Annotated in this window: 14 protein-coding genes; 10 read left to right on the top strand and 4 right to left on the bottom strand. The window is 64.9% G+C overall.

From position 1 onward, the window contains the following. The first annotated feature begins 146 nt into the window (after positions 1-146). From ACNFHO_RS13470 to ACNFHO_RS13435, 8 genes are read left to right on the top strand one after another with little or no spacing between them, the layout of a single operon-like run. Positions 147-1,343: a PepSY-associated TM helix domain-containing protein gene (locus tag ACNFHO_RS13470; protein WP_054893236.1), complete on the top strand. Its 1,197-nt coding sequence runs from the start codon at positions 147-149 to the stop codon at positions 1,341-1,343. Beyond that, positions 1,340-1,882, top strand: coding sequence for a hypothetical protein (locus tag ACNFHO_RS13465; RefSeq protein ID WP_054893235.1), 543 nt, complete (start codon positions 1,340-1,342; stop codon positions 1,880-1,882). Before ACNFHO_RS13470 ends, ACNFHO_RS13465 begins: the two co-directional genes overlap by 4 nt. Then, positions 1,882-2,202: a hypothetical protein gene (locus tag ACNFHO_RS13460; RefSeq protein ID WP_054893234.1), complete on the top strand. Its 321-nt coding sequence runs from the start codon at positions 1,882-1,884 to the stop codon at positions 2,200-2,202. Before ACNFHO_RS13465 ends, ACNFHO_RS13460 begins: the two co-directional genes overlap by 1 nt. Then, positions 2,199-2,768 carry a DUF6162 family protein gene (locus ACNFHO_RS13455; protein ID WP_063544435.1) on the top strand — a complete coding sequence of 190 codons (570 nt, stop codon included), beginning with the start codon at positions 2,199-2,201 and terminating at the stop codon, positions 2,766-2,768. The genes ACNFHO_RS13460 and ACNFHO_RS13455 overlap by 4 nt, the downstream gene beginning before the upstream one ends. A 16-nt stretch (positions 2,769-2,784) precedes the next feature. Beyond that, a complete protein-coding gene (locus ACNFHO_RS13450) occupies positions 2,785-3,687 on the top strand; it encodes a metal ABC transporter substrate-binding protein (protein WP_416766638.1) in 903 nt (300 codons plus the stop codon). Next, positions 3,684-4,430 (top strand): metal ABC transporter ATP-binding protein, encoded by a 747-nt coding sequence (locus ACNFHO_RS13445; protein ID WP_063544434.1) that lies wholly within the window; start codon positions 3,684-3,686, stop codon positions 4,428-4,430. The genes ACNFHO_RS13450 and ACNFHO_RS13445 overlap by 4 nt, the downstream gene beginning before the upstream one ends. After that, positions 4,430-5,329: a metal ABC transporter permease gene (locus tag ACNFHO_RS13440; RefSeq protein ID WP_054893230.1), complete on the top strand. Its 900-nt coding sequence runs from the start codon at positions 4,430-4,432 to the stop codon at positions 5,327-5,329. The genes ACNFHO_RS13445 and ACNFHO_RS13440 overlap by 1 nt, the downstream gene beginning before the upstream one ends. Beyond that, complete coding sequence (locus ACNFHO_RS13435) at positions 5,326-6,228, top strand: metal ABC transporter substrate-binding protein (RefSeq protein WP_054893229.1); 903 nt, start codon at positions 5,326-5,328, stop codon at positions 6,226-6,228. Before ACNFHO_RS13440 ends, ACNFHO_RS13435 begins: the two co-directional genes overlap by 4 nt. Before the next feature lie 100 nt (positions 6,229-6,328). Here ACNFHO_RS13435 and ACNFHO_RS13430 read toward each other — a convergent pair whose 3' ends face one another. Beyond that, positions 6,329-7,246, bottom strand: a complete 918-nt coding sequence (locus tag ACNFHO_RS13430) for an AraC family transcriptional regulator (protein WP_112897990.1) — start codon at positions 7,244-7,246, stop codon at positions 6,329-6,331. Positions 7,247-7,580: 334 nt separating this feature from the next. On the opposite strand from ACNFHO_RS13430, the gene ACNFHO_RS13425 reads away from it, so the two are divergent. Next, the gene (locus ACNFHO_RS13425; RefSeq protein ID WP_054893227.1) at positions 7,581-8,315 is read left to right on the top strand and encodes an SDR family oxidoreductase; all 735 of its coding nucleotides are present in this window, start codon (positions 7,581-7,583) and stop codon (positions 8,313-8,315) included. A gap of 96 nt (positions 8,316-8,411) precedes the next feature. Here the strand turns inward: ACNFHO_RS13425 and ACNFHO_RS13420 are convergent, their stop codons facing one another. From ACNFHO_RS13420 to nikR, 3 genes are all read right to left on the bottom strand, one after another. Continuing rightward, on the bottom strand, positions 8,412-8,963 hold the full coding sequence (locus tag ACNFHO_RS13420; RefSeq protein ID WP_416766637.1) for an AAA family ATPase: 552 nt from the start codon (positions 8,961-8,963) through the stop codon (positions 8,412-8,414). 64 nt (positions 8,964-9,027) lie between these two features. Next, positions 9,028-9,579 carry a GNAT family N-acetyltransferase gene (locus tag ACNFHO_RS13415; RefSeq protein WP_416766636.1) on the bottom strand — a complete coding sequence of 184 codons (552 nt, stop codon included), beginning with the start codon at positions 9,577-9,579 and terminating at the stop codon, positions 9,028-9,030. A gap of 96 nt (positions 9,580-9,675) precedes the next feature. Beyond that, the gene (gene nikR / locus ACNFHO_RS13410; protein ID WP_063544420.1) at positions 9,676-10,095 is read right to left on the bottom strand and encodes a nickel-responsive transcriptional regulator NikR; all 420 of its coding nucleotides are present in this window, start codon (positions 10,093-10,095) and stop codon (positions 9,676-9,678) included. 142 nt (positions 10,096-10,237) lie between these two features. Between nikR and nikA the strand changes: the two genes are divergently transcribed. Further along, positions 10,238-11,755 (top strand): nickel ABC transporter substrate-binding protein, encoded by a 1,518-nt coding sequence (gene nikA, locus ACNFHO_RS13405; RefSeq protein WP_416766635.1) that lies wholly within the window; start codon positions 10,238-10,240, stop codon positions 11,753-11,755. Position 11,756: the final 1 nt, after the last annotated feature.

The raw sequence follows: 11,756 nt of genomic DNA, 5'->3' as shown, positions 1-11,756 counted from the left end.
GGGCAACAGCAAGAGCGGGAGGGGTGAGGCTTGAAACATTTGCTTGCATTTGAGGCTTCAGGTTTTTGATTCTCATTCGTCCTATTAATTGCAGCCTTCAAGGTTGAGACGAAACTCGACCGCAATTTTCCTCAGAAGAACGAGTGATGGCCCGACAAATTAAAAAATCCAAGTCCAAACTGTGGTTTCTGGTGCACAGTTGGCTTGCCCTGCCGATCTGGTTCTTTGTCCTGATCGTCTGCTTCACCGGGATGCTTGCGGTGGTCAGCCAGGAGATCGTCTGGCTGGCGAACCCCGACGTGCGTGCCAGCCAACCGGACGACAACGCCGAGCGGCTGAGCTTCCAGCAGGTCTTGAGCGCGTTGAACAAGGCCGAACCGGACATGGCGGTGCGCTTCATCAGCCAGCCGGATGGCTCGCACTTCGCCCTCGAAGCGGCAGTCACCTATCCCGACGGCACGTCGCCGACGCTCTACGTCAACCCCTACACCGGCGCCATCCAGGGCAAGACCCCCGACTTCAACTTCCAGGCCTTCACCCGCGCGCTGCACGGCTGGTGGCTGGTGCCGTTCACCAACGGCTATAGCTGGGGCTGGTACCTGGTGTCGTTGCTTGGCCTGCCGATGCTCGCTTCGCTGGTCACAGGGCTCGTGGTGTACAAGAAATTCTGGCGCGGGTTCTTCAAGCCGGTACGCACACAGCACGGCTCGCGGATCTTCTGGGGTGACCTGCACCGCCTGGCCGGGGTGTGGTCGATCTGGTTCATCGCGGTGATTTCGATCACCGGCACCTGGTTCCTGATCCAGGCCATTCTCGGCGACAACCACGTCACGATTTCCACCGAGCCGATCGTGCCGGTCATCGCTCGCGAACAGGTGCCACAGAGCCCCGACGGCAATCCGGTGCCGCGTATCGACCTGGACGAGGCCGCCCGCATCGCCCAGGAGGCCATCCCCGGCCTGGATATCAGCTTCATCACCCTGCCGGCCACCGCCTACAGTCATATCAGCATGGGCGGGCGTGGCTGGTACCCGTTGATGTTCCAGACCGCCGAGGTCAACCCGTACACACGCAACGTCGACAGCCAGTTCCTGCTCGGCGACCGCTCGACCCTGGAGTTCGTCACCGAATCCATGCGCCCGCTGCACACCGGTGACTTCGGTGGCCTGCCGATCAAGCTGATCTGGTTCTTCTTCGGCCTGGTACTCACCCTGATGGTGCTCAGTGGCCTGCTGATCTGGACCAAGCGCACTGCCCAAGCGACCGCCGCAGCGCTCAAGCGCAGCGAGCGCCCGGCACGCGTGCGCAGGCATGAAGACACCCCCGTGGAGGCCCAGCCATGAGCCAGACCCAGACTCAAACCCTGCCGCCCAGCGGCCTGAAGCAGTGGTGGCTGAAATGGCGCTTCCACTTCAACATCCTGCTGATCCTCATCCCGCTGGGCTTCATGCCCAAGTACTTCGCCGATGCCAGCCTGTTCCGCGGCGACAGCGGCCTGGGTGCCAACGTAGTCAAGGATATCCAGGTCGACCGCTGGCGCCTGGACCTGGCCGAGTTGCGTGACGAAGCGCCACGCGCCGACGGCCCGGCCGGGCACTTCAAGGTGTTCAACGCCGCGCTCTGCCAGACATGCACCGAGGGCGCGAAGGCCATCTACCTGCGCATCGGCAAGCCGCGCAACCTGCGCGCCGCAGGCTCGATCTTCTTCGGCTCGCCCTACCGCATGAGCACCTCGCTGCCGATCCCACCGCGCACCCGTCCCGACGCCGAGATCTGGATCACCATCGAAGGCTGGGACGGCAGCATGCACCAGGCATCCGTACCGCTGGCCAAGGCATCGCCGGCCACCGTCGCCTGGCTCGAGAAACAAGGAGGCAAATGATGAAACACCTGTTGCGCAGGCTTGCCCTGCCCCTGCTGACCTTCACCGCCCTGCCGGCATTGGCGCACAACCCGATGTGCGACTGCGTATCGGTGGCGGGCGATCAGATCACGTGCACCGGCGGCTTCTCCGACGGTAGCGGCGCGCCGGGCGTGACGCTGGATGTGATCGGCTACGACGAGCAAGTGCTGGTCGGCGGCAAGCTCGGCGACGACTCGACCCTCACCTTCAAGCGCCCCGACGGCGAGTTCTACGTGCTGTTCGACGCCGGCCCCGGCCACGTGGTGGAAGTCGACCATGCCGATATAGGCGCGCCATGAGCCGCGCCCAGGTCATCCGCCCGGCCGGCGCCGGGCATGAAACCCTCTATGTACTGCTGGCTGCGCTGCTGATCGCCGCCCTCGCCGCGACCGTGGTCGGCCTGCGCGGTGAACGGGTCGACGAACAGACCATCGCCAGCCACCAGATCGACGCTCGCCGTGACCTCAACGCCGCCGAACAGGGCGTCTACACCGACCTGCACGTGGCCACCGAGGAAATCCTCGCGCTGCGCCAGGAAAACGGCCAGGCGCCCGCTGTGCAGGCACTGGCCGATGATGCGCTGCCGCCCTTCGTCGACGACACCAGCAGTGCCAGCCGGGGCCGCCATCAGTGGCAGTGGCTGGCCAGTGGCGCCTACCTGGGCTCGAGCCAGGACGCCGACGTTGCCGGCAGCTTCCTGCTGATCCTGCCGCAGGCCGACACCGCACCGGCCCAGGTGTGGCTGCGCCGCGACCGCAGCACCCGGGCCCCCGACGATCTCGGCCAGGCCGCGCTGATCGCCGCCGGCTGGCAGGAAATCGTCAGCCACTACGACGCCGGGGTCACCCGCGAACACCGTCACTGAACCCAAGGACCGCGCCATGCTCCGCTCCGCCCTCGCCTTTCTCCTGGCCTGCCTGCTCCCGGCACTGGCCCTGGCCGACAGCGGCAAACCGCTGCGCATCGGCATCACCCTGCACCCCTACTACAGCTATGTGAGCAATATCGTCGGCGACAAGGCCGAAGTGGTGCCGCTGATTCCCGCAGGCTTCAACCCGCATGCCTATGAGCCGCGCGCCGAAGACATCAAGCGCATCGGCACCCTGGACGTGATCGTGCTCAACGGTATCGGCCACGACGACTTCGCCGATCGCATGATCGCCGCCAGCGAAAAACCCGACATCAAGACCATCGAGTCCAACCAGAACGTCCCGCTGCTGGCCGCCACCGGCATCGCCGCGCGCGGCGCTGGCAAGGTGGTCAACCCGCACACCTTCCTGTCGATCAGCGCCAGCATCGCCCAGGTCAACAACATTGCCCGCGAGCTGGGCAAGCTCGACCCGGACAACGCCAAGTTCTACACCCAGAACGCCCGCGCCTATGCCAAGCGCCTGCGCCTGCTGCGCGCCGAAGCCCTGGCCAAAGTCACCGAGGCACCGGGCGCGGAGTTTCGCGTGGCGACCATCCACGCCGCCTACGACTACCTGGTGCGCGACTTCGGCCTGGAGGTCACAGCAGTGGTCGAGCCGGCTCATGGCATCGAGCCGAGCCCGGCGCAATTGAAGAAGACCATCGATCAGCTCAAGCAGCTCGATGTGAAGGTGATCTTCTCGGAAATGGACTTTCCCTCCGCCTACGTCGAAACCATCGAGCGCGAATCCGGGGTGAAGATCTATCCGCTGACCCACATCTCCTACGGCGAATACACCGCCGACAAGTACGAGGTGGAGATGAAGCGCAACCTCGAGACCGTGGTCAAGGCCATCCAGGAGAACCGCGCATGACCGCCGCGGCCAACCTGGTCAGCGCCCAAGGCCCGCGCATCGACTTCGCCGGCATCGACCTCACCCTTGGGCGCACGCGCATCCTCGAGCAGGTGAGCTTCAGCGTTGCCGCCGGCAGCGTGCATGCCATCGTCGGCCCCAATGGTGGCGGCAAGAGCTCGTTGATCAAGACCCTGCTCGGGCAGATGCCGCACCAGGGCCAGTTGACCCTGCACTGGCCCAGCCAACGCGAGGTGATCGGCTATGTGCCCCAGGCGCTGGAGTTCGACCGTGGCCTGCCGATGACCGTCGACGACTTCATGGCCGCCATGTGCCAGCAGCGCCCGGCGTTCCTCGGGCTGTCGCGCCGCGTGCGACCCGACATCGACGCCGCCCTGGCCAAGGTCGGCATGCTCGACAAGCGCAAGCGGCGCATGGGCGCGCTGTCCGGCGGCGAGCGCCAGCGTGTGCTGCTGGCCCAGGGGCTGATCCCGGAGCCGCAACTGCTGGTGCTGGACGAACCCATGTCGGCGCTGGATGAAGCCGGTATCCAGGTGTTCGAGCAACTGCTGCACGGCTGGCGCCAGGCCGGCACCACGGTGCTGTGGATCGAGCACGACCTTGAAGCGGTACTGCGTCTGGCCGACCGCGTCACCGGGCTGAGCCGCAAGCTGCTGTTCGACGCCCCGCCCGCACAGGCCCTGACCCCGGAGCGCCTGCTCGGGCTGTTCTCCGTCCACCCGCGCAGCGAGAGCCTTGCCTGATGAGTTATGAAGCCTTCCGCCAACTGGTCCAGCAATGGGCCACCGCTGGCTACCTGCCCGAGGCCCTGGCCTATGGGTTCGTGATCAACGCCCTGATCGCCGGCCTGATGATCGGCCCGGTGCTGGGCGGGCTCGGCACCCTGGTCGTGGTCAAGCGCTTTGCCTTCTTCTCCGAGGCCGTCGGCCACGCCGCCCTCACGGGCGTGGCCATCGGCATCCTGCTCGGCGAGCCCTATACCGGGCCCTACGGCAGCCTGTTCGGCTACTGCCTGCTGTTCGGTATCCTGCTGAACTTCCTGCGCAACCGCACGGGCCTTTCACCAGACACCCTGATCGGCGTGTTCCTCTCCGTCTCGCTGGCCCTGGGTGCCAGCCTGCTGCTGATGCTGGCCGGCAAGATCAACGTGCACATCCTCGAGAACGTGCTGTTCGGCTCGGTGCTCACCGTCAGCCCTCACGACCTGCTCGTACTCGGTATCGTCGCCGTACTGGTGCTGGCCCTGGCCCTGCCGCTTTACAACCGCATCATTCTCGCCAGCTTCAACCCACAGCTGGCGGCCGTACGCGGCGTGGCGGTGAAGACCCTCGACTATCTGTTCGTGGTGCTGGTGACCCTGGTGACCGTGGCCTCGGTGAAGGTGATCGGCGCCATCCTGGTCGGCGCGCTGCTGGTGATCCCCGCCGCCGCCGCGCGCCTGGTCAGCCAGTCGCTCAAGGGTTTCTTCTTCGCCTCGGTGCTGATCGCCACCCTCAGCACCTTGCTCGGCATCCTGCTGCCGATCGTCTTCGACCTGCCCGTGCCCTCCGGCGCTGCAATCATCCTGGTGGCCGGTGTGTGCTTCGCCCTCGCGGCCCTCGCCCGCGCCCTCGTCCCCCGCCTGCAAGGAAACCCGGCATGAACCTCACGCTCAAACGCCTCACCCTGGCCCTGGTCCTGGCCGGCGCGCCCACCCTGACGCTGGCCGCACAGCCCGCCAGCAGCGCCGCAGCCACGCAAGTGCTGACCACCCTGCCGGTGACCCACAGCCTCGCTGTCGCGTTGCTCGACGGCACCTCGGTGCAGCTCAAGCGCGCGGCACCGGCCAACCTTCCGGCCAGCCGCCAGCCGTCGTACTTCGAGGGACGTGGTGGCGCCAGCCTGCAGAAGGATGCACGGCAGGCCACGGCGGTGATCGGCGTGCGCTCGATCTGGCATGACGACCCGCTCTATCCCATGGCGCGGCGCAGCAACATCCGTATCGTCGAGATCGATGCCGCACGCCCGGTCGATGGCGCCCTGCCCGGTATCGCGGTGGATGGCGACAATGCGTTCGCCAGCTATCCCTGGTTGAACCCGATCAACCTCGGACGCATGGCGGATGTGGTGGCCAACGACCTGGAGCGCCTGTCCCCCGCCGACAAGGACAAGATCCAGGCCAACCTGGCCGGGCTCAAGCGACAGATGCTCGAGCTGACGTCCAGCAGCCAGACGCGCCTGGCCGAGGCGGATAACCTCAGCGTGGTGAGCCTGTCGGAGCGGTTGGGGTATCTGGCCAGCGGGTTGAACCTGGATGTGGTGTCGCAGGCACTGCCGGCAGATGGCAAGTGGGACGAAGCGGCGCTGAAGGCGCTGGGAGAGACGCTCAAGACGCAGGATGTGGCGTTGGTGTTGCACCATCGTCAGCCTGAACCAGAGGTGCTCAAGGTGATCGAGGCGGCAGGCGCCAGGTGGGTGGTGGTCGACAGCGATCCGGAGGATACGGTGGCGGGGCTCAGGAACTCTGTCGACGCGGTGGTGGCCGTATTGGTCAAAGGGTGACGCAACGCCTGCTTTGACAGATCAGAGCATGGACCGGCGATCGCTTCGTACAAGCCAAGGCCGAGCACTGGCACCCGCTGCTCGGCCCGCAGTGGCATCTTCATGAGGGCCGCCGGGCCAGGTTTATGTCCCGAGACGGCGCACACCCAAACTGGCGGCTGTACTCGCGACTGAACTGTGACGGGCTTTCATAGCCGACCCGGTAACACGCGCTCGACACATCCAGCCCCTCCCCCAACATCAGCCGCCGGGCCTCCTGCAGGCGCAATTGCTTCTGGTACTGCAACGGGCTCATGGCGGTGACGGCCTTGAAACGGTGGTGCAAGGTCGAGCTCCCCAGGTTCGCGATCCGCGCCAGCTCTTCGATGCGCAGCGGCTGGGTGTAGTGGTTGTTCAACCAGTCGATGGCCTTGCTCACGCGCCGGGTCTGCGAGTCGCCCATGGCCAGCTCGTACAGCCGACGCCCATGCACGCCTCGCAGCAGGCGGTAGTGCAGTTCGCGCAGTGCCAACGGCGCGAGCATGCCGATATCCCGTGGCGACTCCAGCAACCGCACCAGGCGCAACATGGTTTCCAGCAGCGACACATCGATCTGCTCGAGAAATAACCCGCGCTCGGGCTCATCCGGTACGCCCGCAGGCGGCGCATCGGCGATCACCTGGGCAAGCTCGGTCGGCTCGAAGTCCAGGCGAATGCACAGGTAAGGCGCCTGCGCGCTGGCCGTCAGCACCCGACCAGACACCGGTAGCGTCACCGATACCACCAGGTAGTTGAGGGGGTCGTACAGATAACGGTCCTCGCCCAGGCCCACCTCTTTCTGCCCCTGCACGATCAGGCACAGCGCCGGTTTGTGCACGGTATGGATGATGTCTGACGGCGCATCCATTCGAATCACATGCAGCGGCGCGATGGCGGTTTCGTAAACGCCCGGAGCGGTAAAGCGCTCGGTCAGCGAGCGGACGAGTTCACCACGGTACAAGGCAGTGGTTTGCAGGAGAAAAGCATCGTTATGCGCCATTCAAGGGCTCTCGCATGTTGGAATTCGGCGTTGTATCACGGTCTTGGTGTGACGGCAGACCATGGGGCTACCTGGCGGCGTCGCCAGGGCCTGGCACCCATTGTCCCCCGCGAAAAACACCTGCGTTAGGTCGAAACTGCCGTCGAGTTGCCTGATCCTTCCGTTCCGGCGCGCAGCAGCGGGGCTGTGCGGATCACCGACACGAATAGGCAAAGGTCGCGCAGGTTTCGGCACGCATCGTACCGCCTCTCAACCTTAGTCTTTTCTCCGTACCCAGCAGGAATGTCTGCTCTCCCTGCAGACGCCTGAACCTTCATGTACAGGAGATACGCACATGTCCAACATCAACGACAAAGTCGTGCTGATTACCGGCGCCAGCAGCGGCATCGGTGAAGCCGCCGCCAGGCTGATCGCCGCCAAGGGCGCTCACGTGGTACTCGGCGCCCGCCGTATCGATCGCCTGCAACAGCTGGTGAGTGAAATCCGCGCCGAAGGCGGCTCGGCAAGTGCCCGCGCACTGGACGTGACCGACCTCGACTCCATGCACGCCTTCGTCGAATTTGCCAAGGCGCAGCATGGCAAGGTCGATGTGATCATCAACAATGCCGGGGTAATGCCGCTGTCGCCACTGAGTTCGCTGAAGGTCGAGGAATGGAACCGGATGCTGGACGTCAACGTGCGCGGCGTACTGCACGGCATCGCCGCGGTGCTCCCGGGCATGGAAGCGCAGGGGCATGGTCAGGTCATCAACATCTCGTCGATCGGCGGGCTCTCGGTCTCCCCCACCGCCGCCGTGTATTGCGCGACCAAGTACGCCGTCCGGGCGATCTCTGATGGCCTTCGCCAGGAAACCGACAAGATCAGGGTGACGGTGGTGTGCCCTGGGGTGGTGGAATCGGAGCTGGCCGACACCATCACCGACGACACTGCCCGCGAGGCCATGAGGACGTTCCGGCGCGTGGCGCTGGAGGCCGATGCGATTGCACGGGCGCTGGTCTATGCCATCGAGCAGCCGGATGATGTCGATGTCAGTGAGCTCGTGGTGCGGCCGACTGCCAGTCCTTATTGAGGACGCCTGAGCGAAGGGGTGTGGGTCGACGGGGTGGATGCGGAAAGCTGTTCATGAGGCATCCGCCGCCTGTTACAGGCTATCGAGCCGATCTGCTCAGCGCTGCTGACTACACCGCTCAACCCGCCCCTTCAGCGGCTCCATGCTTGCGAGAAAAGCCTTGGTATCCCGGTTGGAGCGCAAGCACACCACCCGGCAGCCCACGGGTGCGCTCGCCGCAAGTTGCTCCATCTTCATTCGCGCCGAGCGTCTGGTCTGCCACATGAACGTGAAGAACGCCGGCAAGTTGGCCAGCCGCTCCGGGCAGTCGTGCGGCAGGTCCGGCCGGGACTGCCCGTGATAACGCAGCGCTCTGCTCAGCACCCGCCAGAAGCGCAGCGACGCCGAACGATCGATCCAGATCAGAAGATCCGCACGAGCCAGTCGATTGCTCCAGGTGGTTGAATGGCCGCCTTCGAATATCCAGCGATCACGCGCCTCGACCTCATGGCACAACCGTGTCTTCTCGTCTCGGCTTCGCTCGACCCAGCCGGGCTGCCAGTGAATGGTGTCGATGTGCACGACCGGCAGCCCCGTGCATTCGCCTAGTTTGCGCGCCAAGGTGCTCTTCCCGGAGCCGGGTTGGCCGACAATCATGATCCGTTGCATCGAAGCTCCTTTTCGCCATGCCTGTTGAATGGGGCGCGCGATTCTACGGAAATGTCCGGCAGCGTCAACCCAAGGAGCGGGCAAGCCAATCACGGCGTGTCATCTCCCATATCTCGACCTCAAGCGGCCCGGAGACGAAATGCCCGTCGCGCCTGTCCACCAGGCGCATGCCTTCATGCTCCGACACTTTCCGAGAGGCGTGATTGGCAACGGCCTTGGGCACCTGCATGACGGGGCGAGACAATGTCTCGAACCAATAGGCGTTGACCACCCGGCAGGCTTCGCGCATGTAGCCCTGCCCCCACCACTGCGGCGCAAGCCAGAAACCCCGGTTGTTTCCAGGTTCGTCGTACAGGCTGATGCTGCCGATGATGGGTTGCTCTGCGCCGCGCAGGCGGATCATCCAGTGCCATTCACGGCCCGCCGCCATGGCCGGTAACGCCATGTCACGCACGTAGACCAACGCGCCGTCTTGCGGATAGGGCCAGGGCACACGGCGATCGAGATAACGGACCACCTCCCACTGGGGAAACAACTGCTGGATCGCTGGCGCGTCTTCCAGTTGAAGGGGGGTGAGCACAAGGCGTTCTGTATACAGCGTCGCGAGGCAATCCATGGCGTTCGTTCCTGAGTACCGTTATGCCGGGGCCTTGATGGTCCGGGATCGAACCGCCGGTGTCGAGCGCAGAAGGGATGAGTCAGCTCGACGCATTCATCGCGTCGTTGCAGGGGGCAGTGGCGCCGGTATCACTTGCACCTGTCCATGCTCCACCCCGCGCTCGACCATCAATTGACGCGACAACTCGCCGATACGACCACTGGGGCCCTGAAGCACCGAAACCTCCAGGCAATGTCCTGCATCCAGGTGTACGTGCAGCGTCGAGCGAGTCAGGTCGTGATGCGCGTGCAACGTCTGGTTGAGGCGCTTGGGAAGCTCACGCGTGGTGTGGTCATACAGGTAGCTGACCACCGCCACGCATGGGTCATCTTCCGGCAAGGCTTCGGCTTCGCGCAGGCCGTTGCGCAGCAGGTCGCGGATGGCCTCCGAACGCCCTTGATAGCCCTGCGTTTCAACCCGTCGATCGATCAGACCGAGCAGCTCTTCATCCAGAGTGATGGTGATCCGTTGCATTTTCACTTCCAGTAAGATGATTTTTTATAGACATCATACCCACCGCTCTTTAGCCTACGGCCTCCATCGAAGTGGGGGACGCAGTGTGAAGCAGCAGCCTGGCAAACGAAAGCCTGCCCTGTGGGGCATTGTTCTTCTCGCGATGAGCGCCTTCGCGCAGGCCGCCGCCCCCACGGCGCCGGGTCAGACACTGGTGTACTCCTGGCCGGTCAACGCCGGCCCCATTGACCCGCGCGGATATGCGCCGAATCAAATGTACGCCCAGGCCATGGTCTACGAACCGCTGGTGCGCTACACCCACGCGGGCACCGTCGAGCCGTGGCTGGCGACGGGCTGGAAAGTGTCCGAGGACGGCAAGACCTACACCTTCACCTTGCGCGACGGCGTGCGTTTCAGCGACGGTACGCCGTTCGATGCCGCGGCCGCCAAGGCCAACCTGGATGCGGTCCTGGCCAACAGCCAACGCCACCGCTGGATGGAGCTGGTCAGCACCCTCGACCATGTCGAGGCCCCCGATCACCTGACCTTGCGCCTGGTGCTCAAGCACCCTTACTACCCGACGCTGATGGAACTGGCCCAGGTCCGCCCGATGCGCTTCGGCGCCCCTGCAGCCAAGCCCGGCCAGCCAGTCGGGACCGGGCCCTGGATGCGGGTCGAGTCGCGCCTGGGCGAGTTCGACCGCTTCGTGCGCAACCCTTTCTACTGGGGGCCGCAACCGGCCTACGGCGAAGTCATGGTGAAGGTCATCCCCGACCCCAACAGCCGCGCCTTGGCCTTGGAGGCCGGTGAAATCGAGCTGATCCAGGGTGCCGCCGGCGAGATCAGCGCCGCCACCTTCGTGCGCCTGCGCGACCAAGGCTACGCCCCTGCCCTGTCGACGCCGTTGGCTACCCGCACGCTGGCCATGAACACCGGCCGTGGCGCCACGCGCGACCTGGCGGTGCGCCAGGCGATCAACGAGGCGGTGGACAAGCAGGCGATCATCGACAAGATCCTCTACGGCCTGGAACCGCGGGCTGACACCCTGTTCGCCAGCAACATGCCGTACTCGGACATCGGCCTGAAACCTTATCCATACGACCCTGCACAGGCCAGGCAGGCGCTGGAGTCCGCAGGCTGGACACTGGCTCCCGGTGCCAGCGTGCGCAGCAAGGGCGGTGAGCCGCTGTCGATCGAGCTGGTGTTCCTCGGCACCAGTGCCTTGCAGAAAAGCCTGGCTGAAGTCCTGCAGGGCGAGTTGGCCAAGGTCGGTATCCATGTCGAGTTGCGGGCCGTTGAAGAAGGCGCCCTGGTGCGGCGCCAGCGCGAGGGTGACTTTGACATGATCTTCGCCGACACCTGGGGCGCCCCGTATGATCCGCATTCGTTCGTCAGCTCCATGCGTTATGCCGGCCACGCCGACTACATGGCCCAGCGGGGGCTTGCGATGAAGGATGAACTGGACCGGCGCATCGGCCAGGTGCTGGCCAGCACCGACGAGCAACAACGCGCCGAGCAGTACCGCTTCATCCTGACCACCCTGCACGAGCAGGCGGTGTACTTGCCCATATCCCACCTCACCGCCATCAGCGTGCACCGCGATTCGGTCGATCACGTCGAATTCGGCAGCACCTTGTTCGATGTGCCCTTCGAGGCCATGACCCCCAAGCAGGCCCACTGAC

It is taken from the genome of Pseudomonas sp. NY15374, from assembly GCF_048068255.1.
Lineage (GTDB): Bacteria > Pseudomonadota > Gammaproteobacteria > Pseudomonadales > Pseudomonadaceae > Aquipseudomonas > Aquipseudomonas machongensis.
This window is presented reverse-complemented; position numbering and strand designations above follow the sequence as displayed.

Bases quoted from the DNA above. Each gene is read 5' to 3' on its own strand.
- nikA (WP_416766635.1), top strand. From the start codon at position 10,238: ATGAGCGCCTTCGCGCAGGCCGCCGCCCCCACGGCGCCGGGTCAGACA.
- ACNFHO_RS13420 (WP_416766637.1), bottom strand. From the start codon at position 8,963: ATGCAACGGATCATGATTGTCGGCCAACCCGGCTCCGGGAAGAGCACC.
- ACNFHO_RS13460 (WP_054893234.1), top strand. From the start codon at position 1,882: ATGAAACACCTGTTGCGCAGGCTTGCCCTGCCCCTGCTGACCTTCACC.
- ACNFHO_RS13430 (WP_112897990.1), bottom strand. From the start codon at position 7,246: ATGGCGCATAACGATGCTTTTCTCCTGCAAACCACTGCCTTGTACCGT.
- ACNFHO_RS13455 (WP_063544435.1), top strand. From the start codon at position 2,199: ATGAGCCGCGCCCAGGTCATCCGCCCGGCCGGCGCCGGGCATGAAACC.
- ACNFHO_RS13445 (WP_063544434.1), top strand. From the start codon at position 3,684: ATGACCGCCGCGGCCAACCTGGTCAGCGCCCAAGGCCCGCGCATCGAC.
- ACNFHO_RS13440 (WP_054893230.1), top strand. From the start codon at position 4,430: ATGAGTTATGAAGCCTTCCGCCAACTGGTCCAGCAATGGGCCACCGCT.
- ACNFHO_RS13470 (WP_054893236.1), top strand. From the start codon at position 147: ATGGCCCGACAAATTAAAAAATCCAAGTCCAAACTGTGGTTTCTGGTG.
- ACNFHO_RS13465 (WP_054893235.1), top strand. From the start codon at position 1,340: ATGAGCCAGACCCAGACTCAAACCCTGCCGCCCAGCGGCCTGAAGCAG.
- ACNFHO_RS13435 (WP_054893229.1), top strand. From the start codon at position 5,326: ATGAACCTCACGCTCAAACGCCTCACCCTGGCCCTGGTCCTGGCCGGC.
- ACNFHO_RS13450 (WP_416766638.1), top strand. From the start codon at position 2,785: ATGCTCCGCTCCGCCCTCGCCTTTCTCCTGGCCTGCCTGCTCCCGGCA.
- ACNFHO_RS13425 (WP_054893227.1), top strand. From the start codon at position 7,581: ATGTCCAACATCAACGACAAAGTCGTGCTGATTACCGGCGCCAGCAGC.
- nikR (WP_063544420.1), bottom strand. From the start codon at position 10,095: ATGCAACGGATCACCATCACTCTGGATGAAGAGCTGCTCGGTCTGATC.
- ACNFHO_RS13415 (WP_416766636.1), bottom strand. From the start codon at position 9,579: ATGGATTGCCTCGCGACGCTGTATACAGAACGCCTTGTGCTCACCCCC.